Genomic DNA, 26,399 nt, shown 5'->3' with positions numbered 1-26,399 from the left:
CATCATGGCAGCGACCCGCCGCCGACCCCGCATCCGTGCGCCGGCACGCCGCGCCCGTGCTCAGCGCCGGCGCAGCGTGAGCCGCACGAGGCCGTATGCCGCGTCGTCGGCCCGCGCCCGCGAGCCGGCCTCGCGCATGCGGGCGTTGACGTCGCCGTCGAGGTCGCCGACGAGCACGAAGCCGAGGTCGTGCGCGCGGGCGAGCACGCCGCGGACGTCCGCCGGCCCCAGCGCGCCCTCCGCCGCCCGCGGCCCGATCGGCACGGTGACGACGAGCAGGCCGCCCGAGCGCAGCGCCCACGACGCCTGCTCGAGCACGTGGTCGACGTCGTCGGCGTCGCACCCGTCGGGGTGGATGCGCACGATGACGTCGAGCGAGCCGGTGTCGACGTCGAGCGCGGCCACGCTCGGCTGGGCGCCGGTGAAGTCGATCTCCACCGGCGCGAACCCCACGGCGCGGGCCCACCGTGAGAGCAGCGACCGGCTGCCGCCCTCGTCGACGATGACGGCGCTGCGACGGCCGTCGTCGCGCACCCGCAGGATCACCGCGAGCGCGCCGAGCGCCGCCCACGCGGACACGCTGTCGAGCGAGCGCGGCAGGCCGAGGATGCGGGCGAGCCGGCGGGCGTCGTCCGCCTCGTCGGGCTCGCCGAGGACGTCGGTGGCGAGCACCCACTCGGGCAGGTCGCTCCGGCGCAGCGTCACGAGGCGGCGCCGCGACGTAACGGCGCGCGCCGCGGCTCGACGGGCCCGGCCGGTCGCGCCGGCCACGGGACGCGCGACGGTCCGCGCGACGGCATGGGTCGCCGCCGCCCGCACCCGGGCGGGGCGGGAGCCGCCTCCGCGGCCCGGGCCGGCGTCCTCACCCACGCCGTCGCCCACGCCATCGCCCTCGTCCTCGTCCTCGTCGTCGGCCCCGGGGTGCTGGTCCGTGTCGACCGAGAGCGCCTCGAGCGTGCCGAGGTAGTGCGCCCACGGCCCGGAGAGGTCGGGCGCCTGGACACCCTCGGCCAGACGGCGGCGCAGCTCCGGGTCGCCGAGCCGGCGCAGGGCGGCGGCGAGCGCCGGCTCGTCGTCGGGCGGGACGAGCAGGCCGTCGACGCCGTCGTGGACGAGGTGCGAGAAGGGCGCGACGCCCACGGCCAGCACGGGCAGGCCGTGCGCGTGGCCGAGCGCGACGTCCTGCGACGTGGTCGCGGAGCGGTGCGGCAGGACGAGCACGTCGTGCTCCGCGAGGAGGGCGGCCAGCTCGTCGGCCGGCACGTGGCCGTCGCGGACCTCGACCCGGCCGGCGAGCGCCGGGTCGGCAGCCCGGTGCGCGATCGTCCCGCGGGTCGCGCTGGTCAGCTCGCCGGCGACGGTCAGCGTCACGTCGGGCGCCGCACGCATGGCGCGGAGCAGCACGTCGACGCCCTCGGGCTCGTGCACCCGACCGAGGGCGAGCAGGCGGGTCGGCCCCGGGCGCGACAACGGTCCGGACGGCTCGCCCGCGCGCAGGTGCGGCGGCAGCTCGACGACGCGGACGCGCCTGGCCCCGAGGCGGTGGGCCGTCGGCTCCTCCTCGGCGGCGTGCACGATGACGGCGTCGACGCGCGAGAGCAGGGCACCCACGAGACGGGCGTCACCGACGTGGTGCTCGGCCGGCAGCACCTCGTGGCACACGACGACCGACCGCGCCCGCGCTCCCGGGTGCGCCCCGTCACGACGACCGGGCACGGACGGGGCGTCCACGACGGGCAGGGCCCGGGCCGCGCGCAGCAGGGCGAGGTGGGCCGGGGCGTCCGCCCTCGCGACGTGCACGACGACGACGGCGTCGACCTCCCGCAGGTGCCGGCCGACCCGCACCCACGTGTCCGGCCGCGCCCACGAGAGAGCACGGACGGTGCGGGCGAACGGCAGCACCGCGGGCACGTCCTCCGGCGTGGCGGCGGAGGCACGGCGGGGCCGCCACGCCGGGCGCGGGTTCGCCCACGACACGAGCGTCACGTCGTGGCCGGCATCCGTGAGCAGGTGGGCGAGCGTCGTCGTGTGGGCGGCCGCCGCGCCCGGGTGCGGGAGGGTGGGCCCGACGACGGCGATGCGCAGCGCTGCCGGTCCGGTCGGCGGGGGTCCCGGTGAGAGCGCGTCCGTCATGGTGGCCCCGACTCTAGTTGGCCGGCCGCCCGCGAGCGTGTCAGGAGGTGCCGCCCGACCGCTCTACGCTGGGTCGCATGCAGAACGAGGACGTGTGGCTGGTGGTGCCGCTCTACGACGAGGCCACCGTCATCGCCGAGGTCGTGCGCCAGGCCCTCGTGACCTTCCCGAAGGTGGTCTGCGTCGACGACGGCTCGCACGACGACTCGGCGGCGCGGGCCGAGGCCGCCGGGGCCGCGGTGGTGCGCCACCCGGTCAACCTCGGACAGGGCGCTGCGCTGCAGACCGGCTTCGACTACGCGCTCGGCGACCCCGCCATGCGCTACGTCGTCACCTACGACGCCGACGGGCAGCACCAGCTGCACGACGTCGAGGTCATGCTCGAGCGCGCCCGGCGCGGAGACGTGCGGGTCGTCTTCGGCTCGCGCTTCCTCGACGAGCGCACTGAGGCCTCGGCCGGCAAACGGCTCGTCCTGCGGGCGGCCGTCGCCTACACCAACCTCACGACGGGCACCCGCCTCACCGACGCGCACAACGGCCTGCGGGTGCTGCACCGCGACGTCGTCGCGAGGCTCGACATCACCCAGAACCGGATGGCGCACGCCTCCGAGATCGTCGCGCAGATCGGGGCCATGCGCTTCGACGGGCAGCGCGTCGCCTACGCCGAGGAGCCGGTCCACATCCTCTACACCGACTACAGCCGGGCCAAGGGCCAGTCGCTCTGGAACGCGGTCAACATCCTCGCGGAGCTGATCTGGCGATGAAGCAGCTCGGGATCCAGCTCCTCCTCGTCCTCGGCACCCTCGCCGTCGCCTGGCGCCTGCTCGCGGGCTCGGGCCAGCGCACCCAGGCCCTGCGCCGGCTCGGGCTGCTCGCCCTCGCGGGCTTCGCGATCTGGTCGATCTTCTTCCCCGACGTGTGGACCGGTCTGGCGAGGCGGGTCGGCATCGGTCGTGGCGCCGACCTCATCCTCTACGGCCTCGTCGTCGCCTTCTTCGGCTTCGTCGTCACGACGTACAAGCGGTTCCGCGCCATGGAGACCCGCTACACCCGGCTCGCGCGCCGGATCGCCCTCGACGAGGCCCGCCCGGCCGCGGAGCACGCGAGGTCGACAGGTTCGCCTGACACACTGGCCGCCGAGCTCCCCCCGTCCCCGAGCGTGAAGACCTCCGATGCCGACTGACCCCACCCCTTCCCGACCCGGTCGCGACGACGCCTACGTCGTCGACACCCGCCGCCGACCGAAGCGTCCCGGCGGGGGCGCGATCGCGCCGCCCCGGCGCCCCGAGCGCGGCCGGTCCGACGCCCCCGCGCCCGAGCCGGTGGACGCCGTGGAGGTCCCCGAGCGGCAGCGGTACCGCTGGCGCAAGGGCCGGCTCGTGCTCGTCGCCCTGCTCGTCCTCCTCCTCGCGTGGGTCGGCTTCATGGTGTGGGTGCCGATGCACGCCTGGAGTGCCGTCAACAAGGTCGACAACATCCCCGACGGCGAGCGCCCGGTCGACACCTCGGGCTACAACTACCTGCTCGTCGGCTCGGACAGCCGCGAGGGGCTGACGAAGGCCCAGCGCAAGAAGTACGCGACCGGCAACGCCGAGGGCAACCGCACCGACACGATCATGCTCGTGCACGTCTCCGAGAGCGGTGGCAAGCCGGTCATGGTGTCGCTGCCACGTGACTCGTACGTGCCGATCCCGGGCCACGGCTCGAACAAGATCAACGCGGCCTATTCCATCGGCGGGCCCAAGCTGCTGACGAACACCGTCGAGCAGGTGACCGGCATCCACGTCGACGGCTACGTCGAGATCGGGCTCGGCGGCTTCGCGAACGTCGTCGACAGCGTCGGCGGAGTCAACCTCTGCGTGCCGCGCGACATGAAGGACAAGAAGGCCGGCATCGACCTCAAGAAGGGCTGCCAGACCCTCGACGGCGGCAACGCCCTCGGCTACGTGCGCTCGCGCTACGAGGACCCGATGGGCGACATCGGCCGCGCGGCCCGCCAGCGCCAGTTCCTCGGCGCCCTCATGAAGAAGGCGGCCACCCCCGCCACGGTCCTCATCCCCTGGCGCTACAAGGACTTCGCCGACGCCTCGGCGGCCGGGCTCGCGGTCGGCACCGGAACGGGGATCATGGATGCCGTCCGCGTGCTCCAGGCGATGCGCTCGGTGAGCAACGACGAGGGCCTCTCGCTGTCGGTGCCGACCTCCGACCTCTCCTACCGCACGAGCGCCGGCGCGCTCGCCGTCAAGTGGGACACCGAGCGGGCCAAGGCCCTCTTCGGCGCGCTCAAGAACGACGACCCCCTGACCGAGCCGCCGGCGGGCACCACCGTGCGGGGAGCGACGAACAGCTGACATGACGACGCCCCGAACGCCTGCCGAGGTGCTCGCCCGGATGACGGCCTCCGACCCGGGCCGACCGCGCCTCACGTGGTACGACGACGAGCCGGGCCCGACGGCCGGCGAGCGCATCGAGCTGAGCGCCCGGGTGCTCGCCAACTGGGTCGCCAAGGCCGCCAACCTGCTCCAGGACGACGCGGCCGCCGGGCCGGGCACGACCGTCGGGCTCGACCTGCCGGCGCACTGGCGCTCGCTCTACTGGGCGCTCGCCACGTGGTCGGTCGGTGGCACGGTCGTCGTCGGCCCGGAGGCGACCGGCGCCGACGTCCTCGTCACCGCCTCCCCCGCCGCGGCCGCCGCGCACGGCGGCGACGCGGTGCTCGTGACGCCCGCCGCACTGGCCCGCAGCCACCCCGACGCGGCCGAGGCGCCGGCGGCCGTCGACGAGGCCCGTGAGCTCGCGACCCACGGCGACGTCTTCAGCCCGATGTCCGACCCCGAGGCGGGCGACGTGGCGCTCGCGGGCGCGACGGGCGACACGGCATACGGCGAGGTGGTCGTGGCGCGACCGGAGTGGGGCGAGGCCCCCCGGGTGGCCCTCGGGGGCGCGCTCGAGGACGCGCTGCGCGCGTGCCTGGCCGCGTGGGCGGCCGACGGCTCCGTCGTGCTCGTGCGCGGGCCCCGCGACGCCGACCTCACCGCGCGCCTCACGGCCGAGGGCGTGACGACCGACGCGCGCTGAGAGCCCCGGGTGCACCCTCCGCGCTGCCACGCCCCCACGTGGGCCGGCACCACACGTCGGGGCCCTCGTGTGGGGCCACCCCACGGCCCACCGGACCAGCGGCGCGGATAGAGTCCGGCCATGGACAAAGTCGTCTCCACCCCCCAGGAGGCCATCGCCGGGATCCGCGACGGAATGTCGCTCTCGGTCGGCGGCTTCGGCCTCTGCGGCATCCCCAGCGTGCTCATCTCCGCCATCCACGAGACCGGTCTGACCGACCTCGAGGCCGTCTCGAACAACTGCGGCGTCGACGACTGGGGTCTCGGCATCCTGTTGCGCGACAAGCGGATCCGGCGGATGGTGAGCTCCTACGTCGGCGAGAACAAGGAGTTCGAGCGGCAGTACCTCTCCGGCGAGCTCGAGGTCGAGCTGACGCCGCAGGGCACGCTCGCCGAACGGCTGCGCGCAGGCGGCTCGGGCATCGGCGCGTTCTTCACGATGACCGGCGTCGGCACCCAGATCGCCGAGGGCGGGCTGCCGTGGCGCTACGACGACGCCGGCAACGTCGCCGTCGCGTCGCCGCCGAAGCAGACGCAGGAGCTCGAGTGGATGGGCGAGACGAGGACCTTCGTGCTCGAGACGGCCATCACGACCGACTTCGGCCTCGTGCGCGCCGCGAAGGGCGACCGGCACGGCAACCTCGTCTTCAACCGGTCGGCCCGCAACTTCAACCCGCTCTGCGCGATGGCCGGGCGCATCACGGTGGCGGAGGTCGAGCAGCTCGTCGAGCCCGGCGAGCTCGACCCCGACGAGGTGCACCTGCCCGGCATCTTCGTGCAGCGCGTGCTGCCGCTGACGCCCGAGCAGGCCACCGAGAAGCGCATCGAGCGCCGCACCGTCCGCCCGCGCGCCACCCCGACCGAGCAGGAGGCCTGAGATGGCACTGACCCGTGAGCAGATGGCGGCCCGCGCCGCCGCCGAGCTGGCCGACGGCGCCTACGTCAACCTCGGCATCGGCCTGCCGACCCTCGTGCCGAACTACGTGCCCGACGACGTCGAGATCGTGCTCCAGTCGGAGAACGGCATCCTCGGCGTCGGCGCCTACCCGTTCGACGGCGACGAGGACCCCGACCTCATCAACGCCGGCAAGGAGACGGTGACCCTGCGCAAGGGTGCCGCCTTCTTCGACTCGGCGACGAGCTTCGGCATGATCCGGGGCGGCAAGGTCGACGCCGCCATCCTCGGGGCCATGCAGGTCTCGCAGGGCGGCGACATCGCCAACTGGATGATCCCCGGCAAGATGGTCAAGGGCATGGGCGGCGCGATGGACCTCGTGCACGGCGCCAAGAAGGTCATCGTGCTGATGGAGCACAACGCCAAGGACGGCTCCTACAAGATCGTCGAGGAGTGCTCGCTGCCCTACACCGGCCGCGGCGTCGTGCAGCGGATCATCACCGACCTCTGCGTGCTCGACGTCACCGAGCACGGCCTCGTGCTGCGCGAGCTCGCCCCCGGCGTGAGCGAGGACGAGGTACGCGCCCGCACCGAGCCCGAGCTGACCGTCGACCTGCAGCCGGCGCCGGTGCGCGGCTGAGACCGGCCGACGGCCCAGCGCCGTTCCTGTGAATTCGGGGCCCGACGGATTTCGTCGGGCCCCGAGTCGTCATCCGGGCCTTGATAATGGGACATTTGGGACTGTTGTTGTCACCTGACCCAGGAGCGACGCCGTGCGTCTCGTCCCCACCACCCTTGCCGTCGTCACCCTCGGCGCGACCTTCGTCGTCGCGCCCACGGTCACCTCGGGCGCCGCACCCCGGCCGGTCGCCCCCGTCGTGCACGACGTCGACATCCCCGCCGTGAGCCCGGCCCCGGCGCGCACCCAGGCGCGTGCGCAGGCGAGGACGCTCGCCCCGACGGCGCCCGGGACGGGCTCGCGGGTGGCCCCCGCGGCGGACCCGGTCGTCGCGAGCACGCAGGTGCGCGACGTCGACTTCGACCTCGCGGGCGTGACCTTCTCGACGACGCCGCCCGCGGGCACGACGGTGCAGGTGCGCACGCACGGTGACGCCGGCTGGAGCGGCTGGACCGAGCTCGGCATCGACGACGACGGCCCGGACCCCGGCTCGGCGGACGCGCGGCACGCCCGGCCCGGCACCGAGGCCGTGGCCGCGGCCGGCTCGGACGGCATCGACGTGCGGGTCACGACCCCCGACGGGAGCACCCCGAAGGGCCTGCGCGCCAGCCTCGTCGACGGCGGCAGCTCGAGCGCGGACGCGGCGCTCGCGGACCCGCCCGGCTCCGCGTCCGCCGCGGTGACCCGTCCGACCATCATCTCGCGCGCCGAGTGGGGCGCCGACGAGAGCCTGCGCACCTGCGACTCCGAGCGGCTGCCGGGCTTCAAGGCCGTCGTCGTGCACCACACGGTCAACTCGAACACGTACACGGCGGAGCAGGCCCCGGCGCTCATCCGCTCGATCTACGCGTACCACACGCAGAGCCAGGGCTGGTGCGACCTCGGCTACCAGATCCTCGTCGACCGCTTCGGCCGCGCCTACGAAGGTCGCAAGGGCAGCCCGACCGGCTTCGTCCAGGGCGCCCAGGCGGGCGGCTTCAACGCCGAGACGACGGGCATCTCGGTCCTCGGCGACCACACCTCGACCCCCTTCTCGTCGGCCACGCAGAACACCGTGACCCAGCTCGTTGCGTGGGAGGCCGACCGCTCGCTCTTCGACCCGACGTCGAGCGTCACCCTGACCTCGGCCGGCAACTCCAAGTTCAAGCCGGGCGTCGAGGTCACCCTCCCGCGCACCATCGGGCACCGCGACCTCAGCCTGACCGGCTGCCCCGGCACGACGGCGTACACGACGCAGCTGCCGACGATCCGGCGCGACGCCGGCACCCGGTGGCGTGCCGGGCAGTGGCAGCCGATGGCTCCGGGGACGGCGTCGGAGACGTATGCGCGCCCGGAGTCCTCGCTCTTCGCGTTCTCCGGCCGCGGCTCGGGCCACGGCGTCGGCCTCTCGCAGTGGGGTGCGTACGGCGCGGCGACGAGGGGTCTCTCGTGGTCGCAGGTGCTCGGCTTCTACTACCCCGGCACCACCCGCACGGGCCAGGGTGACCCCGCCCTGCGCGTGTGGCTCTCGGCCCTCGGCACCTCGGGCGTGCAGGTGTCGAAGCTGAGCGGGCTCGTCGTCTCCGACGGCCGGCGCACCTCGAGCCTGTCGACGAGCTACCGCTGGCGCATCGTCCCGGAGGGCTCGGGCATGACGCTCCAGGCCAACTCCGGCACGGGCTGGTTCGCGGCCACGAACTGGCGCGCCTCCTCCGCGCCGCTCACCGTGAGCCGCCCCTCGACGTCGTCGGTGCGGGTGCTCCTGCCGAGCGGCGCCCAGCGTGAGTACTCGGGCACGATCCGCGTCGTCAACGTCAGCGGACGGGCGTATGCCGTCAACGTCCTCGGCTTCGAGCGCTACACGCGCGCCGTGGTGCCGGTCGAGATGTCGGCGAGCTGGCCGGCCGCCGCCCTGTCGGCGCAGGCCGTCGCGGCGCGCACCTTCGCCGCGAACGCGCGGGCCACCGCGGGCTCCCGGGTCTACGACACGTGCGACGTGGCGTGCCAGGCCTACAAGGGCGTGGCCGACTACAGCTCGACCGGCGTCCTGACCCGTCGCTACGAGGACGCCCGCTCGACGGCAGCGACCGTGGCCACGGCCGGCACGATCCTCACCTACGGCGGCAAGCCGGCCTTCACGCAGTACTCCGCCTCCAACGGTGGGCGCACCGTCAAGGGCTCGGCCACCTACCTGCCGGCGAGGACGGACCCCTACGACGGCGTCGTCCGCTCGAGCGCCAACCCGGCCTCGTGGACCACCGGGCTGCCCGCCTCGGCCATCGAGAAGGCCTACCCGCGCGTCGGCGCGCTGCGCACCCTGACCGTGGACTCACGGAGCGGCGGCGGCGGCAACGGCACCTTCGGCGGTCGCGTCGCCTCGGTCACGCTCGCCGGGTCGGCCGGCTCGACCACGGTGAGCGGCGAGTCCTTCCGCACGACGATGAAGCTGCGGAGCACCTGGTGGACGATCACCTCGGCGCCCGCCCGCTCGTCGGCCTACACGCCGCGCGACGTCACCGGCGAGCGACTGCCGGACGTCGTGCTGCCGTCGGGACCGACGCTGCGGACCGTGTCGTACACGGGCTCGATGGCCTTCACGACCAAGCAGATCCTGTCGGTCGGCTTCTCGGGGATGCGCGCGGCCGCGGCCGTCGGCCCGTGGGACGCCGACACGCTCGGGGACGTTGTCGCGATCGACGCCGCGGGCGTCGCGTGGTACTACCCCGGCCTCGGCAGGAGCGGCCTCAACGCCGGCCGCTACCAGCTGGCGGGCAACTGGAAGGCCGTCGACCTCGTCGTGCCGGTCGGCGACTGGGACGGCGACGGCAAGACCGACATCGTCACCCGCATGACCGACGGCCGCCTCGTGCTGCACCGCGGCGACGGCTCCGGCCGCATCGTCGCGAGCCGGCAGATCGGCTCCGGCTGGAGCGGCCTGAGCCAGATCACGTCCGGCGAGTTCGACGGCGACGGCCACCGCGACCTCATGACCGTCCGGGCCAAGGACGGCGCGCTCGTGCTCTACTCCGGCACCGGTGCCGGCGGCTTCCGGGCCGTGCGCGTCGTCGGGGCCTCCGGCTGGAACGGGATGAGTGCCGTACGCGGTGCGGGTGACCTCACGGGCGACGGGCGGGGCGACCTCCTCGCGCGGCGCTCGAGCGACGGCGCGCTGCTCGTCTACCGCGTGCAGGGCGACTCGCGACTCGCTCCCCCGCTCCGCGCCGGGACGTATGCGTCGACAGCCCCCTGGGGGCAGTGAGGCGCTCAGCCCAGGCTGGCGATGTGCTCGATGAGGCCCGTCGTCGAGACCGACGGCGTGCGCGGGAGGTAGACGACCTCGCAGACGTCGCCGACCCAGTCGAACTTGCCGGCCCAGTCGTCGCCCATGACGAGGACGTCGGCGCCGTGCTCGACGATGTAGTCGCGCTTGAGCTCGAGCGACTCCTCGACGAAGACCTCGTCGACCACCTTGAGGGCGGCGATGATCTCGAGCCGCTCGTCCTGGTTGAAGACCGGCGGCCGGCCCTTCTTCGCGACGTTGAGGGCGTCGGCCGACACCCCGACGACGAGGCGGTCGCCGAGCTCGGCGGCGCGCTGGAGCACCCGCACGTGCCCGACGTGGAAGACGTCGAACGTCCCGAAGGTGATGACGGTCCGGTTGCTCACGCTGCTCCTAGGGCGGGGTGGACGAGGCGGTGGCCCCGCCCGTCGACTGCGAGGGTATCGAAGCGGGCGCCTCAGCCACGACCCGGCGCATGCCCGGCAGCACGACCCGGCGCATGCCCGGCAGCACGGCCGGCCGCGCGCACGGCGTCCGCCAGCGTCGTCTGCGCGAGCCCGTTGCCGTCGCTCACGACTCCCCCGTCGACGACCGCGGCCGCCAGGGAGGACGCGTCGAGCGGGGCGAGCACGACGCCCTGCGGCCGCGGCGCGGTGTCGCTCGCGACGACGGTCGCCCCGGCCGCCTGCGCCTCGCGGACGATGACGGAGTCGCCGTCCCAGCTCGTCGGGCGCAGGAAGGTGCCGACCCGCGCGAGCACGGCCGAGACCTCGGCGGGGCTGGCGTCGAACTCGACGGTGAGCCACGGCTCGCTCGTGGCCGTGCGGCGCAGGGCCTCGACCTCGGGCGTGTCGTTGCCGTAGGCGAGCACGGTCAGCGTGGCGTCGGGCCAGCGCTCGCGCACCCGCCGCGTCACCTCGACGCCGACGTCGGCGTTGTAGTGCGCCAGGCCGGCGTTCGTGGCGAGGGCGAGCGCGTGCGGCTCGCGCTCGATGGCGCTCGGCACGGGCGCCGCGGACGAGTCGAACGGCGTGACGACCGTGACCCGCGCGCGCAGGGCCTCCGGCAGGATGGCGCCGATCTCGTCGTTGACGGCCCAGATCTCGTCGTAGGCGTAGAGGGCGAGCACGAGCAGGCGGCGGCGCCACCACGGCATCCGGGCGACCTGGCCGCTCGTCGAGCCGGAGTGCAGCACGAGCACGGTGCGCCCGCGCAGCAGCGCGAAGAGCGGGGCGAGGAGCATGGCGCGCCAGAGCCGCGTCAGGTGCAGCAGGTGCATCGCCCGGTGGCGCAGCCGGGGCAGCATGGCGGCCGCGCGGCGCGCGGAGCCGGTGTCCACGTAGTCGACCTGGACCCCCTCGGCCCGCAGGATCGCGGTGAGCTGCGCGTGGCTCGTGCGCACGCCGCCCACCTCGCCGTGCTCCTGGGCCCACTGCAGCACCGGCAGCATCAGTCGAGCCGCGAGCTCGCGAGGACGCCGAGGAGGTGGCCCCCGGCCGTCACGACGATGAGGGGCACCATGGCCACGACGAGCACCTGCGTGCCGAGCAGGTCGCCCCGGACGGCGTCGACGACGCCGGCGACGAGCGCGAGGATCGAGGCCTCGACCGCGACGAAGGCGCGGAAGATCGGCAGGTAGTCGAAGGCCCGGCGCACGGCCGCCATGCCCGAGGCCTTGGGGCGGGCGGTGCCGGCGACGTCCTCGAGCGGGGGCCGTCCGGTCTTGGCGCGGGCCACGTGGACGAGGTCGGTGAAGGCCTTGTTGAGCAGCACGCCGAGGGCTACGAGCAGCCCGAGCACGCTCCAGCCACCCACGTCACCGGGGTCGGCGAGCGACCAGCCGTCCGCGCGGAGCCCGATCGCCACCGGGATCGCCGCCTCCGTGACGTAGTGGCCGATGCGGTCGAGGTAGATGCCGGCGGGCGAGAAGCGCTGCCGCCAGCGGGCGACCTCGCCGTCCGAGCAGTCGAGCAGGATCTGCAGCTGCATCGCAACGACCGCGACGACGGGTCCGACGAGGCCGCCGAACGGGATGGCGAGCGCCCCCACGAGACCGGTGAGGATCATCAGCCAGGTGACGCCGTTCGGCGTGATGTGCGTCGGCAGCAGGGCCCGCGTGGCGTAGATCGACAGGTGGCGGATGTAGAGCGCCCCCGCCCAGTGCTCGGCGTTGTAACGGGCGATGTGCTCCGGGGGCTGCGCGACGGCCTTGAGCTCGGCGATGCTCGGGCGGTCGTTCGTCGGGTCGTGCGTCACGATCGCCCATCCTGCCGTGTCGGGGGCCGACCGGCCGCATCGGAGCGCCAGGCGTGGGCGGACTCGACGGCATACGCGGTGAGGAGCAGGACGGCACCGACGAGCAGCGCCCAGGCCGGGTGGTCGGTGAACCCGCCGACGAGCGCGAGCACGACGACGCGGCCCTCGACGCCGAGCGTGGCCCGCACGAGCGCGCGCGACGGCCCGCGCCCGGTCTCGCGCAGGCGGTAGACGGCGTCGTAGAGGTGCCAGCAGACGGCGGCCAGCCAGGCGTAGGCCGCCGCCCGGGCGACCGGGTCGTCGCCGGCCGCGAGGAGCAGGGCCGCCGCCTCGACCGCGACGAGCAGGCCGGGCAGCTGCCAGGCGAGCCGGCCGCGGCCGGTGGGCCGGGGCAGCACGGCGAGGTCGGCGAGCCGCGCGAGGGTCGCGTCGGGGCGTTCCGGGCTGAAGCCGTCACGGCCGGCGAGGGCCCGGCCGAGGCGGCCGACCTCGGTCCAGGCGAGCGCCCCGACCGACGCGACGCCGAGCGCCCAGAGCAGCACCGCAGGGCTGAAGGTGAGCAGCCCGACCGACATGACGAGGTAGCGCTCGGCGATCGGCAGATGCAGTACCTGCTTGACGTCGCGCACGAGCCGCGCGCGGCCGCGCGGTGGCGGCGGCACGTCGGTGCGCGCGTGCTGCGGGCCGCCGTCGCCCGGCACGTCGAGCGCGCGGGCGACGAGGGGTCGCGCGCGCTGGGCACGCCCCCGCATGGCGTAGGCGAAGTCCTCGACGTGGCGCACGGCGAGCACCGCGAGCACGACGAGGGCGAGCCACCACAGGTCGTCCCCGCGCCGGGCGGCGACCCAGGCGACGGCCGCGACGAGCGTGAACTCCTTGACGCGGTCGCTCACGGCGTCGAGCCAGCCACCGAGCGCGCTGTAGCGGCGGGTGAACCTGGCGATCTCGCCGTCGACGCAGTCGACGACGAGCGAGGCCTGCAGCAGCACGGCCGCGAGCACCCAGCTCCAGCGCGCGTCGACGGCGGCGAGCCCGCACGCCGCGAGGCCGAGGAGGAGGCTGACGAGCGTCACGACGTTCGGCGTCCAGCCGTGGCGCAGGCCGTATGCCGTCAGGCGGCGCGAGAGCGGACGGATCGCGTGCGTGGAGAAGACGCCGTCGTTGCCGCGCGAGGCCGCGCGCAGCCGCTGCTGCCAGGGCGACCCCGGCGCACCGGGGAGCTCGACGTCGCCCCGGGCGACCGTGACGTGCGCGAGCGGCACGGCCGCGACCGGCACGGCGGCGTCGCGGACCACCGCGAGCAGCGCGAGGTCGAAGGCCGGCATCCCGGGCTCGCGGGACGACTCGCTCGTCGCGGCGGCACGCAGCACCTGGGCCACCCGGGCGCGGTCGGCGGCCGCGACGCGCAGGACACCCACGGCATACGCCGTCGGGGCGCTGGCGACGTGGCGCACGGTGCCGACGGAGACGACCCGGCGCGCGGTGTCGTCGACGCGCACGGGGGCGAAGCGGCTCTCGGCGGCTGGGGTGCCCACGACGGCCGGCGCGGCCACGACGGCCGCCGCCGTCGTGTCGCGCGGCGCGTCGAGCACGTCGAGGAGCGCGACGGGCCCGACCCGGAGGTCAGCCGCGACGAGGACGAGCGGGCCGCTCCCCTGCGCGGCCACGTCGGCGGCGGCCGCGAGCTGGTCGGCGAGCGGGCCCGGCACCTCGTCGCGGCGGGTCAGCGCGAAGGGCTCGAGCGACTCGAGCAGGTCGGCGTCCGGGGTGCCGCCGAGCACGACGAGGTCACCGCCGGCCGACGTGCCGTGGAGCGAGCGGGCACGAGCGTCGCCGACGAGCGGTCGCTCGTCCAGCCTCACGAACCGGAGTCCGCGTCGCTGTGGTAGCGGGCGAGCACGTCGAGGATGGGGCCGTCCTGCACGAGCGTGCCGGTCTTGAGGTAGAGCCCGCGGTCGGCGAAGCGCTTGAGGTCGTGCTCGCTGTGCGAGACGAGGAAGAGGGTCTTGCCGCCCTCGAGCATCGACTCCATGCGGGTGTAGCACTTCTCGCGGAAGGCACGGTCGCCGACGGCGAGCACCTCGTCCACGAGCACGACGGGCTGGTCGAGGGTCGTGATGAGCGAGAAGGCGAGGCGCACCTGCATGCCCGAGGAGAAGTGGCGGAAGGGCATGTCCATGCCGTTGCGCACCTGCGGCCCGGCGAAGTCGACGATCTCGTCGTAGCGCTCGTCGATCTGCCGCTTCGTCAGGCCGTGCAGGCCCGCCGCGAGGTAGACGTTCTCGCGCGCCGTGAGCTCGCCGAGGAAGCCACCGGTCAGCTCGATGAGGGGGGCGACCTTGCCGCGCACCGTGGCGTAGCCCTCGTCGGGCAGCATGACGCCGGCGATCATCTTGAGCAGCGTGCTCTTGCCGCTGCCGTTGCCGCCGACGAGACCCACGGCCTCGCCCCGACCGACGTCGAACGAGATGTTCTTCAGCGCCCAGAAGGTCTCGGTCGTGGCCCCGCTCTGGCCCTTGAAGACGATTTCGCGCAGCGACATCCGCCGCCGCCGCGACCGGAAGAACTCGATCCCGAGGTCGCGGACCTCGATCACCGGCTTGGCCATCAGATCTCCTTGAGCACGGCCGGCTCGAGCCGCTTGAAGACGAACGCCCCGACGAGGAGCAGGACGACGGTGAGGACGCACGCCGAGGCCACGGACAGCAGGTTCATCTCGCCCTTGAAGAAGCCCGAGCGGAAGAGCTCGAGGATGCCGCTCATCGGGTTGAGGGCGAGCACGGTGCGCAGGGTGTCGGGCGCCATGTCGGCGCTGTAGAGCACCGGCGTCGCGTAGAACCCGAGGCGCAGGGCGATGCGCACGACGCGCGCCATGTCGGTGACGAGCACCGTGATGGGCGCGAGGATCATCCCGATGCCGACGGAGAGCAGGAAGGTCAGCACCAGGGCGACGGGGATGAAGACGATCGTCCAGTGCAGCTTCGTGGCGCCGGTGACGAGGTAGAAGACCGTGAAGGCGACGACCACCGGCAGCGTGAGCACGAACTCGATGCCCTTGGCGAGCACGACGCGCACGACCCACAGCTCACGGGGCAGGTTCGCCGAGCGTACGAGGCGCGACTCCGACAGGAGCGCGCGCGAGCTCTCCGACATGTTCGAGGCGAACCACTGCCAGAGGAAGAGGCCCGTGATGAGGTGCAGGAAGTAGGGCTGGTTGCCGGTCTGGCGCGCCGTGAAGATCAGCGTGAAGACGATGAAGTAGACGAGCGCCATGAGCAGCGGGTCGAGCACCGTCCACACGTAGCCGAGCACGCTGCCGGCGTAGCGGACCCTGAGGTCGCGCTCCACCAGGGTGCGCAGCACCTGACGTTGGGCCATCAGGCCGCGGAACTGGGACACGCCGATCATGCGCGCAGACCACCTTCTCCTTCGTGCTCTCCAACAAGGCTTCTGCAACCACGACCGGGCGGGAGGTCCCCGGCCCGGTCCTCGCCGAAGTCTAGGGGTGCGAGCCGGGAGCCGCGTCCGCGGCAGGCGCGGCGGGGTCGGCGGGCGCCCCGACGCGCGACTCGATGAGGTCGGTCGAGGCCCGCACGAAGCGCGCCGTCGCCGCCCCGGGCGTCGTGTCGCCGAAGTAGTGGCGCACGACGTCGGCCCGGGCCTCGTCGGGGGCCGACATGGTGTCGTCGAGGACGCTGACGATGTCGCGGGCCTGCGCCGCCGTCACCATCGGCACGCTCGTGGTGAGCCGGGTGGGCTCGACCTCGGCGCGGGGGTCGGCCGGCTGGGTCAGCACGAGGGGCTTACCCGTGGCCAGCCAGTCGAGCGCCACGGCGGAGACGTCGGTGATGCACGTGTCGAGGCGGGCCAGGTGCCAGCCGAACGACGTGTCGACGTCGACGAGGTGCGCCGCGGTCGGGTCCGCGTGGTTCGCCTCCGCGACGAGCCGGGCGAGGTGCGTCGACGCGACGCCGTATGCCGGGTCGAAGGCTCCCGAGCGGGGGTGCGGCCGGTAGACGACGCGGAAGCGGGGGTCGGCGAGCAGGCCGGTCAGCAGCGCGGCGCCGTGGCTGGCGATGGAGCCGTAGGCCATGCTCGCCCGGTCGCCCTCCCACGTCGGCGCGTAGAGCACGGTGGTGCGGCCGTCGTCGGGCAGCGCGGGCGCCGGGTAGGTGGCGTCGGTCTGGGGACGGCCGATCTCGACGGTGCGCCGGGCGACGTCGAACTCGACGAGGGCGCCCTCGAGGCGGGCCGCGGCCGCCGGGCCGGCGATGAAGACCCGGTCGTAGGCCTTGAGCTGGTTGCTCGCCATGTACGACTTGTCGCTCTCGCCGTGGCTGACGAAGACGTGGGCCGGGCGGGCGAAGCGCATCATCTGGAAGTTGCGCAGGTTCTGGTTGACGTAGAGCACGAGACCGATGTCGTGGTGCTCCATGAACGACTCGACGTCGGTGATCCGCGGGGCGTGCAGCACCGGGAGTGGGCACTCGTCGAGCAGCACGTTCGTCGTCTCGGGCATCCGGGAGAGCACGACGACGGGCTGCGTGCGGGCCAGTTCCTGCAGGGGCGCGTACCACTGCCGGATCTGGTAGAGGTTGACCGGGTCGTCGGAGAAGTAGACGGCGCAGCGGAAGCGGGTGTCGTCGCCGCCGGTGGGCCGGCCGGGGACGGCGTGCTCGAGGCGTCCGGCCAGCTCGCGCTTGGCCAGCTGGCGCCGGACGGTGTTCCGGACGAGCTGGACCGCCAGCTTCGCGTTGTCGAGCAAGGTCGTGCCTTCCGTACGTTCGGTCGTTCGGGTGTTCGGGTGAGCTGCGTGTGGTCGCGGCGCGGTCAGCGCTGGAGCCGGCTCGGGCTGGTGAGGAACCCGACGCCCCAGGACCAGTGCATCGTGGCGAGCACGAGCGGGGTGGCGGCCCGGGTGGCGGGTGACTCGCCACGGCTGATGGCCAGGCCGCCCGCGGTCACCCCGGCGGCATACGCGGCCGGAACCGCCCAGGCGGGGTGCCAGAAGAAGCCGATCACCGCGGCGGCCGTCGTCACGCCCACCATCGTGGGCGGCGCGAGGTAGCGCGGGTTGATGGTGCCCTCGTGGTGGCGCGCGACGACCCGGCGCCAGCGGCCGTAGTGGAAGTACTGCCGGGCCAGCGCCTTGACGGAGGCGCGGGGGCGGTAGGTCACCTTGAGCGCGGGCGTGAACCACACGGTGCCGCCGGTCTCGCGGATGCGGTGGTTCATCTCCCAGTCCTGGGCCCGGGCGAAGTGCGGGTCGTAGCCACCGACCCGCTCGAGGGCGGCGCGCCGGAAGACGCCGAGGTAGACGGTGTCGGCCTCCCCCGCCTCGCCGCCCGTGTGGAAGCGTGCCGACCCGACGCCGAGGGGGCTGCGCATGGCGCACGCCACGGCGCGCTCGAAGTCGGTCGTGCCGCGAGCGTCCATGATGCCGCCGACGTTGTCGGCACCCACGCGGAGCAGCTCCTCGACCGCGACGCTGATGTAGTCGTCGGGGATCTCCGCGTGGCCGTCGACACGGACGATGACCTCGCCGGTCGCGGCCCCGATCGCCGCGTTGAGCCCGTCGGGCGTGCGACCCGACGGGTTCGGCACGAGGCGCACGCGCGGGTCTGCGGCGGCGACGGTGGCCGCCACCTCGTCGGTCCGGTCGGTCGACGGGCCGAGCGCGAGGACGACCTCGAGCGGACCGCTGTAGTCCTGCGCGAGGATCATCGCCACCGCGTCACGCAGGTGCCGCTCCTCGTTCAGCAGGGGCATGATGACGCTGACCGCCGGCCGGGGGTCAGGGGTCGGGTCCACTCTGGGGTCCTGTCGTGGGGTGCGGGGTTGGCGAAGCGGCGCCAGCCTACTTGAGGGGTCGGCGGCGGGCCCCGACGTCAGCCCTTGAGCAGCTGGCGCGCCATGACGATGCGCTGGACCTGGTTGGTGCCCTCGTAGATCTGGGTGATCTTCGCGTCGCGCATCATCCGCTCGAGCGGGAAGTCGCGGGTGTAGCCGGCGCCGCCCAGCAGCTGCACGGCATCCGTCGTGATCTTCATGGCGGCGTCGGAGGCGAAGCACTTGGCCGCCGCACCGAAGAACGCGAGGTCCTTGTCGCCGCGCTCGGACTTGGCGGCCGCGACGTAGACCATCTGGCGGGCGGCCTCGAGCTCCATGGCCATGTCGGCGAGCATGAACTGCAGGCCCTGGAAGTCGGCGATGCGCTTGCCGAACTGCTTGCGCTCCTTGACGTAGGCCACGGCCTGGTCGAGCGCGCCCTGGGCGATCCCGACGGCCTGCGCGCCGATGGTGACGCGGGTGTGGTCGAGGGTGCGCAGGGCGATCTTGAGCCCGTCGCCGACCTGGCCGACGACCCGGTCACCCGGGATGCGTACGTTGTCGAAGTGCAGCTCGCGGGTCGGGCTGCCCTTGATGCCGAGCTTGCGCTCCTTCTCGCCGAAGGTGAAGCCCTCGTCGGACTTCTCGAGGACGAAGGCCGTGACGTTGCCGCCGCGTGGACCGTCGGGGTCGGTCACGGCGAGCACGGTGTAGTACTCGGAGACGCCGGCGTTGGTGATCCAGGACTTCTGGCCGGAGATGACCCAGTCGTCGCCGTCCCGGCGCGCGCGGCACCGCATCGAGGCGGTGTCGGAGCCGGCCTCGCGCTCGGAGAGGCCGTAGGAGAACGTCGTCTCGCCCTTGGCCAGGGGCGGGAGGTAGCGCGCCTTCACGGCGTCGTCACCGTCGAGGATGATCGGGAGCGAGCCGAGCTTGTTCACGGCGGGGATGAGCGAGGCGGACGCGTCGACCCGGGCGACCTCCTCGATGACGATGCACGTGGCGAGCGCGTCGGCGCCCACCCCGTCGTACTCCTCGGGCACGTGGGGGGCGAAGAAGTCCGAGGCGACGAGGGCGTCGTGCGCCTCCTGCGGGTAGCGCGCCTCCTCGTCGACGGCGGCCGCGTAGGGCGCGATCTTGTCCTCGGCGACCGCTCGGACGGCCTCCCTCAGGGCCTCGTGGTCCTCGCTGGTCCGGAACAGGTCGAAGTCGGCATTCGTGCTCACGGACGACGATCCTACTCGCGAGTTCGGTTTACTAGGACGTCCTCGTGATCGACGCCACGTGCCGGGTCCGGGCCCTGCTCAGAAGGGCGGCGCGACCGACGGCGGCGGGCTGGTGGGTGGGCCCGGCGGCGGGCTGGTCGGCGAGCCCGGCGGCGGGATGGATGATGGGCCCGGCGGCGGGGTGGGCGACGGCGTCTGCACGCCCGCGCGCCAGTTCTTGGGTCGCGTCAGGTAGGTGCGGCCGGTGAGCGTGGTCCACTCGACGGTGCCGGACTCGCCGTCGGCCGCTGGGCGCGTGGTCCAGACCCCGGCGGTCTTGAGGTTGTGGTGGTGGCGGTGCTTGCTGACGAGGTTGCCGATCGCGGTGGGTCCCGCGGGGTACGGCGTCTCGTGGTCGATGTCGCACCGGTCGGCGAGCACCTCGCAGCCTGGGGCGCGGCAGGTGCCGTCGACGGCCCGCACGTGGGCGACCATGGCCGGGGTCGGCCGGTAGCCGGCCGTCGGCCGGGCGAGCGCCTCGCCGGTGCGGACGTCGACGGGCAGCGTGTGCCAGACCGACCCGGGCCTCGTCATGACGGCACGCGCGTGCTCGGCCGTGACCCACCCGTGCCCGGGCAGCTCGCACGGCGCGTCGGACAGCCCGACGGCCACCTCGAACGGCACCACGATCCACGCACGCGCCGGTGCCTCGCCGGTCCGTCGCTCCGGTTCGACGACGTCCGCGGAGCTCGGCGGGCCCTCGCAGACCGACCCCGCCCGCGGATCAGGATCAAAATCAGGATCAGGATCAGGATCAGGATGCGGATCGTTCATGCGCACCCGTCCACTCGCGCCTTCGGAGAAGCCCGGCTCGCGATCCGGCTCGTGGCGAGAGGGACCCGCACGCCCGGCGGGTCCGTGTCGGGCGGTACCCGGCACCTCGTTCGACCCTCGACGGCCGGAGCCCCGCGAACCAAATGCCTGCTGACGGGCGGGACCGGTGCCCGCGTCCTGCGCGTGGCGAGTGGGTCCCTCACCCTCGTCGACCCTGCCAGCCGCACCACGGCTGGGGCGGGCGGCGGCCCCAGCGAGGCTGAGGTGCCCGCGCAGGAGGGCGTCGGCCATCAGGTCGCAGCGCAGCTGGTCGAGCGTTCGCGGGTCCCCGGCGGCCCGCAGGGCGCGGGCGGCCGTGTCGAGCCGGTCGAGGATCGCCGCGATCGTCGCGGCGTCGGTCGTCATCGTCAGGCACCCCATGCCGTCCTCGATCATCCGGCCGTACACGCCGCGGCGCGTCCGGGCCCGGCTGCGCCGCTCGGCCGCACCACGCTCGTCGACCGCGGCGATGGCTCGCCGCAGGCGCGATGTGAAGGCGCGCTGTGAGAGCGGCAGTCCGTCGCGCGTCGGCGCCAGCACCGACTCCTCGACGGTCGCCACGTCGGCATCCGACAGGCAGGCGGTCTCCGAGACGACCTGCAGAGCGCGCTGCAGGGTGATCGCCCCGTCGCGAAGGGCTCGCAGGACCAGGCGGTGGCGCCGCGGGGACGTCGCCAGGGCCAGCCGGCGTGCCACCTCGCCCGGGCCCACCCCGGTCGCGAGCGCGCGATCTCCTCGCCGACGACGCGGTCGGTCGACACCGCCCCCGCGAGTCGTGACGGCGCGCCGGCCGGCAACGCCTCGATCTGCTGCGCCTCGATGCTGTGCAGGGCTCCGTACGCAGCGAGCAGGTCGGCCTCGACGCGCGCCTTGGCCCGCTCGAGCGCCTCGATCTCGGCGAGCACGTCCTCACCCGCCCTCGCCAGGGCGTCGAGACGCTCGGCCGAGCGCAGCCGCTCGGCTCGAGCTGCCGCGTCGGCGTCGGCGTCGTCGCCCGGCCGCGCGTCCGGTCCGGTGGCCCACGCGGGGCGAGCGTCAGCGCTCGAACCTGCTGGCGCTACCGCGTCCGCCGTCGCGGTCGCCCACGCCGTCGCCCCCGCGCGGGCTCCCGCGTCAGCTCCGGCGAGTGACGCTTCCGGCTCCTCGGCGCTCGACGCGAGGCCTACGTCCATGCGCGACCCCGTGCATGGACCTGCATCGGGGCGGATGCGCGCCTTTGCGCCGGACCGGACGTGCGACTTCGTGCTGGTCCGGGCTGCTCCCCCGTCGCCCGGTTCGTTCGACCCGCCCACGTCGGCCGGAACGGCGCGGCCGCTGCCGGCGGAGCCGGGAGCGATGCGCCACAGCCTCAGGCCGAAGGCGCCGAGGACGGCCGGTCGTCCCGCGTCGCTCGATGACGTCGTCAGATACGGCACGAGCCCCTCCTCTCCACCGGCGTCGACGGCGCCTCCCCCGGCCTCCGTCGAGCTCCTCCCTTGCCCAATTAGAACAGGTGTTCGAACACTCCGTCAAACCCTCGAGTCATGCGCGCGTCCACGATGAGGACACCGCCTCCCGACAGGTGGACACGAGTTCGTACACTCACGGCAGGTCATGAGCGCCAGCGCCAAGCCCCGGCTCGCTGGCCGGCAACCCTCCAACCGCGGTGGGGTGCCCCGGGTGAAGACCTGGCCCGTCGACGCCACCCGGCGCTCGGGCAAGCGCGGAGAGCTCCTCTCCCGCACCGATCCGTCGGTGCGACGGGCCCGGATCGTCACGAATGACGGGGCCCCGGTCATCGACACGACCCAGGAAGAGCAGGACGACCGATGACCGAGCCCCACTGGTCCTTCGAGACCAAGCAGATCCACGCCGGACAGAGCGCCGACACCGCGACGGGTGCGCGTGCCCTCCCGATCTACCAGACGACGAGCTACGTCTTCAACGACACCGACCACGCGGCGAACCTGTTCGGGCTCAAGGAGTTCGGCAACATCTACACGCGCCTGATGAACCCGACGACCGACGTCGTCGAGCAGCGCATCGCGGCGCTCGAGGGCGGCGTCGGTGCGCTCCTCGTCGCCTCGGGCCAGGCCGCCGAGACCCTCGCGGTGCTCAACATCGCCGAGGCCGGCGACCACGTCGTGGCCTCGCCGAGCCTCTACGGCGGCACCTACAACCTCTTCAAGCACACCCTGCCGAAGTTCGGCATCGAGGTCGGCTTCGTCGAGGACCCCACCTCGATCGAGTCGTGGCGCGCCGCGATCCGGCCGAACACCAAGCTGCTCTTCGGCGAGACCATCGCGAACCCGAAGAGCGAGATCCTCGACATCGAGGCGGTGGCGGCCGTCGCCCACGAGCACGGCGTGCCCCTCGTCGTCGACAACACCGTCGCGACGCCCTACCTCATCCGACCCATCGAGTGGGGCGCCGACGTCGTCGTGCACTCGGCCACGAAGTACCTCGGCGGCCACGGCACGTCGATCGCCGGCGTCATCGTCGACTCGGGCAACTTCGACTTCGCCGCCGACCCGGAGAAGTTCCCGAACTACAACACCCCCGAGGAGAGCTACCACGGCCTCGTCTTCGCCCGGGACCTCGGCGTCGGCAGCCCCCTCGGCGCCAACCTCGCCTTCATCCTCAAGGCGCGCGTGCAGCTGCTGCGCGACCTCGGTCCCGCGGCGTCGCCGTTCAACGCCTTCCTCATCGCCCAGGGCCTCGAGACCCTGTCGTTGCGCATCGAGCGGCACATCGCGAACGCGCACCAGGTCGCCGCGTTCCTCCAGGGCCACGACCAGGTGGAGCGTGTCGTGTGGGCGTCCTTGCCCGACAGTCCTTCCCACGCTCTCGCGGAGAAGTACACCCCCCGTGGCGCGGGTGCCGTGCTGTCCTTCGAGATCGCGGGCGGGCTCGAGGCGGGCAAGAAGTTCGTCGAGGCGCTGACGCTGCACAGCCACGTCGCGAACATCGGCGACGTGCGCTCGCTCGTCATCCACCCGGCCTCGACGACGCACTCGCAGGGCCCCGACGCGGACCGCCTCGCCGCGGGCGTCACGCCGGGCCTCGTGCGCCTCTCGGTCGGCATCGAGCACATCGACGACATCCTCGCCGACCTCGAGCAGGGTTTCACCGCCGCCAAGGTGTGACCCCGAAACGGGGGTGAGACGGATCGGCATGGCTGGCACGATGGCGGCCATGCCGATCCGCTACCCCGCCCCGCTCCGTCCCGGCGACCGCATCGGCGTCACGTCGCCGAGCTCGGGCGTCGGCGACGCCCTCTGGGGTCGGTTCACGTATGCCGTCACGTGCCTGCGCGACCGCGGCTTCGAGGTCGTGGTCGGCGAGCTCAACCACGCGCCCTCCCACGTCAGCGGACCGCGCGAGGCGCGCGCCGCCGAGCTCATGGCGATGCTGCTCGACCCCACCATCCGCGCGGTCGTGCCGCCGTGGGGCGGCGAGACCGGCATCGACCTGCTCGACCTGCTCGACCTCGACGCCGTCGCGGCGGCCGAGCCCACCTGGTGCGTCGGCTTCTCCGACACCTCGACGTGGCTGACCCCCCTCACCCTGACGACGGGCATCGCGACGATCCACGGGCAGAACCTCATGGACACCCCGTATGCCGTGCCCGACGGCATCCGTCACTGGGTCGACGTCGCGAGCGCACCGGCGGGCAGCGAGCTGCAGCAGCACTCCCCCGGCCGCCACCGCACCGGCGGCTGGGACGACTACGCCGACCACCCCACGGTCTCGCAGATGAGGCTGGACGGGCAGGGCACCTGGACGCGCATCGACCCCGGCCACGAGGACGAGCCGGTCACCTTCTCCGGACGCCTCGTCGCGGGCTGCGTCGAGACGGTCAGCTTCCTCGCCGGCGGGCGCTTCGCCGAACTCGGCGCGTTCGCCCGGACGCACGCCCGCCAGGGGACCGTGATGCTCCTCGACATCGCGGAGTGGAACTCATACGACATCTGCCGAGCCCTGCACGCGATGCGCCTGCGCGGCTGGTTCGACTGCGCCACAGGCATTCTCGTCTCGCGGACGTCTGCTCCCGAGCCGGGCGGCTTCACCCAGCACGCGGCCGTCGTCGACGCGCTGGGCATGCTCGGCATCCCGATCGTCGCCGACGTCGAGTGCGGCCACGTGCAGCCGTTCCTCGCGCTGGTGCAGGGAGCGACGACGACCGTCGTGCACGACGGCGACACCCACACGCTCACCCAGCGACTCGACTGACGGACCCGGCCGCGACGACGGGTACGCTCGCCGGGTCATGGAGAAGCACGAGTACGAGCACGAGTCCACCGCCGGCGGCGCCAGGCGCGTGCTGCACGACGTCTTCGGCTTCACCGCGTTCCGCGGAGCTCAGCAGGAGATCGTCGACCGGCTCGTGTCGGGCCACGACTCGGTCGTGCTCATGCCCACGGGTGGCGGCAAGTCGCTGTGCTACCAGCTCCCCGCGCTCGTGCGGCCCGGCGTCGGCATCGTCGTCTCGCCCCTCATCGCCCTCATGCACGACCAGGTCGAGGCGCTGCGGCTGCTCGGGGTGCGCGCGGCCTTCTGGAACTCCACGTCGTCGACCGAGGAGTCGGACGCCGTGCGCGGGGCCGTGCGCGACGGCAGCCTCGACCTGCTCTACGTCGCCCCCGAGCGACTGCTCATGCCCTCGTTCCAGCGCCTGCTCGACGACGCGGCCGCCGGGGCCGGCATCGCGTTGTTCGCCATCGACGAGGCGCACTGCGTGTCGCAGTGGGGCCACGACTTCCGGCCGGAGTACCTCCGCATCGCCGAGGTCACCGCGCGGTTCCCCGGGGTGCCGCGCATCGCGCTCACCGCCACCGCCGACGCGCTGACCCGCCGCGAGATCCACGAGCGTCTCGGCCTCGAGGGCGCGGCCGAGTTCGTGTCGAGCTTCGACCGGCCGAACATCCGCTACCTCGTCGAGGAGAAGACCGACGCGCGTGCGCAGCTGCTGCGCTTCCTCGAGGAGGGCAACGACGGCGCCAGCTTCCGCGGCTCGGCCGGCATCGTCTACTGCCAGTCGCGCAAGCGCACCGACGAGATCTCGACCTTCCTGTGCCAGAAGGGTTTCGACGCGATCTCCTACCACGCCGGCCTGCCCGGCGACGCGAGGTCGGCCGCCCAGCAGCGGTTCCGGCGCGACGAGGGCGTCATCGTCGTGGCCACCATCGCCTTCGGGATGGGCATCGACAAGCCCGACGTGCGCTTCGTCGCCCACGTGGACCTCCCCAAGAGCCTCGAGGGCTACTACCAGGAGACCGGCCGGGCCGGCCGCGACGGCGAGCCGGCGATCGCGTGGATGGCGTACGGCCTGGCCGACGTCGTGCAGCAGCGCTCGTTCATCCGGCAGTCGAACGGCAGCCCCGAGCACCAGCGCGTCGACTCGATGAAGCTCGACGCGATGCTCGGCTACGCCGAGGCCGCCACCTGCCGCAGGCGACTGCTGCTCGCCTACTTCGACGAGGAGTCGGGCCCCTGCGGCAACTGCGACACCTGCCTGTCGCCCCCGCAGCTCTGGGAGGCGACCGTGCCCGCGCAGAAGGTGCTCTCGGCGGTGATCCGCACCGGTCAGCGCTTCGGCGCCGGGCACGTCGTCGACGTGCTGCTCGGCAAGAGCACCGAGAAGGTGCGCAGCTGGGAGCACGACCGGCTGCCGACCTTCGGCGTGGGCGGTGAGCTCGACGACCGCGAGTGGCGCTCGGTGATCCGCCAGCTCGTCGCGCGCTCGGTGCTCGCCCCCGACCCGGGCCGGATGGGCGCCCTGACCATCACCGAGGCCGCGCGCCCGATCCTCGACGGCGCCGAGGAGGTCGAGCTGCGCCGCCCCTCCGCCGCACCCGCCGGCAGGCGCTCGCGCTCCCGCTCGGGCGCGTCGGGCCGAGGCTCGGCGAATGGATCGGCCGGCGGCAGCGACCGGCTCGACGCCGCCGAGACGGCACTCTTCGAGCGGCTGCGCGCGGAGCGGCGCTCGATCGCCGACGAAGAGGGGGTGCCGGCCTACGTCGTGCTGCCCGACCGCACGCTGCGTGAGCTGGTCAGGGCCCGGCCCGCCGGCACGGCGGAGCTGCTCGAGGTGAACGGCATCGGGCCGGTCAAGGCCGAGAAGTACGGCGCCCGGTTCCTCGCCCTGCTGGCCGAGCCCAACGCCTGACCTGCG

At 73.6% G+C, this 26,399-nt stretch carries 22 protein-coding genes and 1 riboswitch; of the genes, 11 read left to right on the top strand and 11 right to left on the bottom strand.

What is annotated here, in order from left to right; translation table 11 throughout:
• Positions 1 to 60 precede the first annotated feature (60 nt).
• Positions 61 to 2,133, bottom strand: a complete 2,073-nt coding sequence (locus tag ABT295_RS19255; RefSeq protein WP_352396025.1) for a glycosyltransferase — start codon at positions 2,131 to 2,133, stop codon at positions 61 to 63.
• A gap of 77 nt (positions 2,134 to 2,210) precedes the next feature.
• Between ABT295_RS19255 and ABT295_RS19250 the strand changes: the two genes are divergently transcribed.
• From ABT295_RS19250 to ABT295_RS19220, 7 genes are all read left to right on the top strand, one after another.
• Complete coding sequence (locus tag ABT295_RS19250) at positions 2,211 to 2,897, top strand: glycosyltransferase family 2 protein (RefSeq protein WP_352396024.1); 687 nt, start codon at positions 2,211 to 2,213, stop codon at positions 2,895 to 2,897.
• Entirely contained in the window at positions 2,894 to 3,316 is a 423-nt protein-coding gene (locus ABT295_RS19245) for a DUF2304 domain-containing protein (protein WP_352396023.1), read from the top strand. The genes ABT295_RS19250 and ABT295_RS19245 overlap by 4 nt, the downstream gene beginning before the upstream one ends.
• Complete coding sequence (locus ABT295_RS19240) at positions 3,306 to 4,484, top strand: LCP family protein (protein ID WP_352396022.1); 1,179 nt, start codon at positions 3,306 to 3,308, stop codon at positions 4,482 to 4,484. Before ABT295_RS19245 ends, ABT295_RS19240 begins: the two co-directional genes overlap by 11 nt.
• Before the next feature lies 1 nt (position 4,485).
• On the top strand, positions 4,486 to 5,211 hold the full coding sequence (locus tag ABT295_RS19235) for a TIGR03089 family protein (protein WP_352396021.1): 726 nt from the start codon (positions 4,486 to 4,488) through the stop codon (positions 5,209 to 5,211).
• 120 nt (positions 5,212 to 5,331) lie between these two features.
• Complete coding sequence (locus tag ABT295_RS19230) at positions 5,332 to 6,126, top strand: CoA transferase subunit A (protein WP_352396020.1); 795 nt, start codon at positions 5,332 to 5,334, stop codon at positions 6,124 to 6,126.
• A gap of 1 nt (position 6,127) precedes the next feature.
• The gene (locus ABT295_RS19225) at positions 6,128 to 6,784 is read left to right on the top strand and encodes a 3-oxoacid CoA-transferase subunit B (protein WP_352396019.1); all 657 of its coding nucleotides are present in this window, start codon (positions 6,128 to 6,130) and stop codon (positions 6,782 to 6,784) included.
• A gap of 133 nt (positions 6,785 to 6,917) precedes the next feature.
• Positions 6,918 to 10,061, top strand: coding sequence for a SpoIID/LytB domain-containing protein (locus ABT295_RS19220; protein ID WP_352396018.1), 3,144 nt, complete (start codon positions 6,918 to 6,920; stop codon positions 10,059 to 10,061).
• A gap of 5 nt (positions 10,062 to 10,066) precedes the next feature.
• Here ABT295_RS19220 and ABT295_RS19215 read toward each other — a convergent pair whose 3' ends face one another.
• The 10 genes from ABT295_RS19215 to ABT295_RS19170 all read right to left on the bottom strand — a co-directional run bounded on the left by ABT295_RS19215 (position 10,067) and on the right by ABT295_RS19170 (position 20,806).
• Entirely contained in the window at positions 10,067 to 10,468 is a 402-nt protein-coding gene (locus tag ABT295_RS19215; protein ID WP_345508706.1) for an FAD synthase family protein, read from the bottom strand.
• A 71-nt stretch (positions 10,469 to 10,539) separates the two neighbouring features.
• A complete protein-coding gene (locus ABT295_RS19210) occupies positions 10,540 to 11,532 on the bottom strand; it encodes a glycosyltransferase (protein WP_352396017.1) in 993 nt (330 codons plus the stop codon).
• The gene (locus ABT295_RS19205) at positions 11,532 to 12,338 is read right to left on the bottom strand and encodes a CDP-alcohol phosphatidyltransferase family protein (RefSeq protein WP_352396016.1); all 807 of its coding nucleotides are present in this window, start codon (positions 12,336 to 12,338) and stop codon (positions 11,532 to 11,534) included. The genes ABT295_RS19210 and ABT295_RS19205 overlap by 1 nt, the downstream gene beginning before the upstream one ends.
• The gene (locus ABT295_RS19200) at positions 12,335 to 14,200 is read right to left on the bottom strand and encodes a DUF5941 domain-containing protein (protein ID WP_352396015.1); all 1,866 of its coding nucleotides are present in this window, start codon (positions 14,198 to 14,200) and stop codon (positions 12,335 to 12,337) included. Before ABT295_RS19200 ends, ABT295_RS19205 begins: the two co-directional genes overlap by 4 nt.
• Complete coding sequence (locus tag ABT295_RS19195) at positions 14,197 to 14,946, bottom strand: ABC transporter ATP-binding protein (RefSeq protein ID WP_352396014.1); 750 nt, start codon at positions 14,944 to 14,946, stop codon at positions 14,197 to 14,199. Before ABT295_RS19195 ends, ABT295_RS19200 begins: the two co-directional genes overlap by 4 nt.
• On the bottom strand, positions 14,946 to 15,746 hold the full coding sequence (locus tag ABT295_RS19190) for an ABC transporter permease (RefSeq protein WP_352396013.1): 801 nt from the start codon (positions 15,744 to 15,746) through the stop codon (positions 14,946 to 14,948). Before ABT295_RS19190 ends, ABT295_RS19195 begins: the two co-directional genes overlap by 1 nt.
• 91 nt (positions 15,747 to 15,837) lie before the next feature.
• Complete coding sequence (locus ABT295_RS19185; RefSeq protein ID WP_352396012.1) at positions 15,838 to 17,103, bottom strand: CDP-glycerol glycerophosphotransferase family protein; 1,266 nt, start codon at positions 17,101 to 17,103, stop codon at positions 15,838 to 15,840.
• A 65-nt stretch (positions 17,104 to 17,168) separates the two neighbouring features.
• Positions 17,169 to 18,149: a glycosyltransferase family 2 protein gene (locus tag ABT295_RS19180; protein WP_352396011.1), complete on the bottom strand. Its 981-nt coding sequence runs from the start codon at positions 18,147 to 18,149 to the stop codon at positions 17,169 to 17,171.
• A 77-nt stretch (positions 18,150 to 18,226) separates the two neighbouring features.
• Positions 18,227 to 19,393: an acyl-CoA dehydrogenase family protein gene (locus tag ABT295_RS19175; RefSeq protein WP_345508698.1), complete on the bottom strand. Its 1,167-nt coding sequence runs from the start codon at positions 19,391 to 19,393 to the stop codon at positions 18,227 to 18,229.
• A gap of 78 nt (positions 19,394 to 19,471) precedes the next feature.
• On the bottom strand, positions 19,472 to 20,806 hold the full coding sequence (locus tag ABT295_RS19170) for an HNH endonuclease signature motif containing protein (RefSeq protein WP_502991220.1): 1,335 nt from the start codon (positions 20,804 to 20,806) through the stop codon (positions 19,472 to 19,474).
• 263 nt (positions 20,807 to 21,069) lie between these two features.
• On the opposite strand from ABT295_RS19170, the gene ABT295_RS19165 reads away from it, so the two are divergent.
• The 4 genes from ABT295_RS19165 (at position 21,070) to recQ (ending at position 26,393) form a co-directional block, all read left to right on the top strand.
• Positions 21,070 to 21,375 carry a hypothetical protein gene (locus tag ABT295_RS19165; RefSeq protein ID WP_352396009.1) on the top strand — a complete coding sequence of 102 codons (306 nt, stop codon included), beginning with the start codon at positions 21,070 to 21,072 and terminating at the stop codon, positions 21,373 to 21,375.
• A gap of 459 nt (positions 21,376 to 21,834) precedes the next feature.
• Positions 21,835 to 21,954: riboswitch (SAM riboswitch) on the top strand.
• 99 nt (positions 21,955 to 22,053) lie between these two features.
• Complete coding sequence (locus tag ABT295_RS19160) at positions 22,054 to 23,370, top strand: bifunctional o-acetylhomoserine/o-acetylserine sulfhydrylase (RefSeq protein ID WP_352396008.1); 1,317 nt, start codon at positions 22,054 to 22,056, stop codon at positions 23,368 to 23,370.
• Positions 23,371 to 23,398: 28 nt separating this feature from the next.
• Positions 23,399 to 24,457 (top strand): LD-carboxypeptidase, encoded by a 1,059-nt coding sequence (locus ABT295_RS19155; RefSeq protein ID WP_352396007.1) that lies wholly within the window; start codon positions 23,399 to 23,401, stop codon positions 24,455 to 24,457.
• A gap of 37 nt (positions 24,458 to 24,494) precedes the next feature.
• The gene (recQ, locus tag ABT295_RS19150; RefSeq protein WP_352396006.1) at positions 24,495 to 26,393 is read left to right on the top strand and encodes a DNA helicase RecQ; all 1,899 of its coding nucleotides are present in this window, start codon (positions 24,495 to 24,497) and stop codon (positions 26,391 to 26,393) included.
• Positions 26,394 to 26,399 lie beyond the last annotated feature (6 nt).

Source organism: Terrabacter sp. NPDC000476 (assembly GCF_040300125.1).
Taxonomy (GTDB): Bacteria; Actinomycetota; Actinomycetes; order Actinomycetales; family Dermatophilaceae; genus Terrabacter.
Note: the sequence above shows the minus strand (reverse complement) of the source record. Positions and strands in the feature narration are given on the sequence as shown.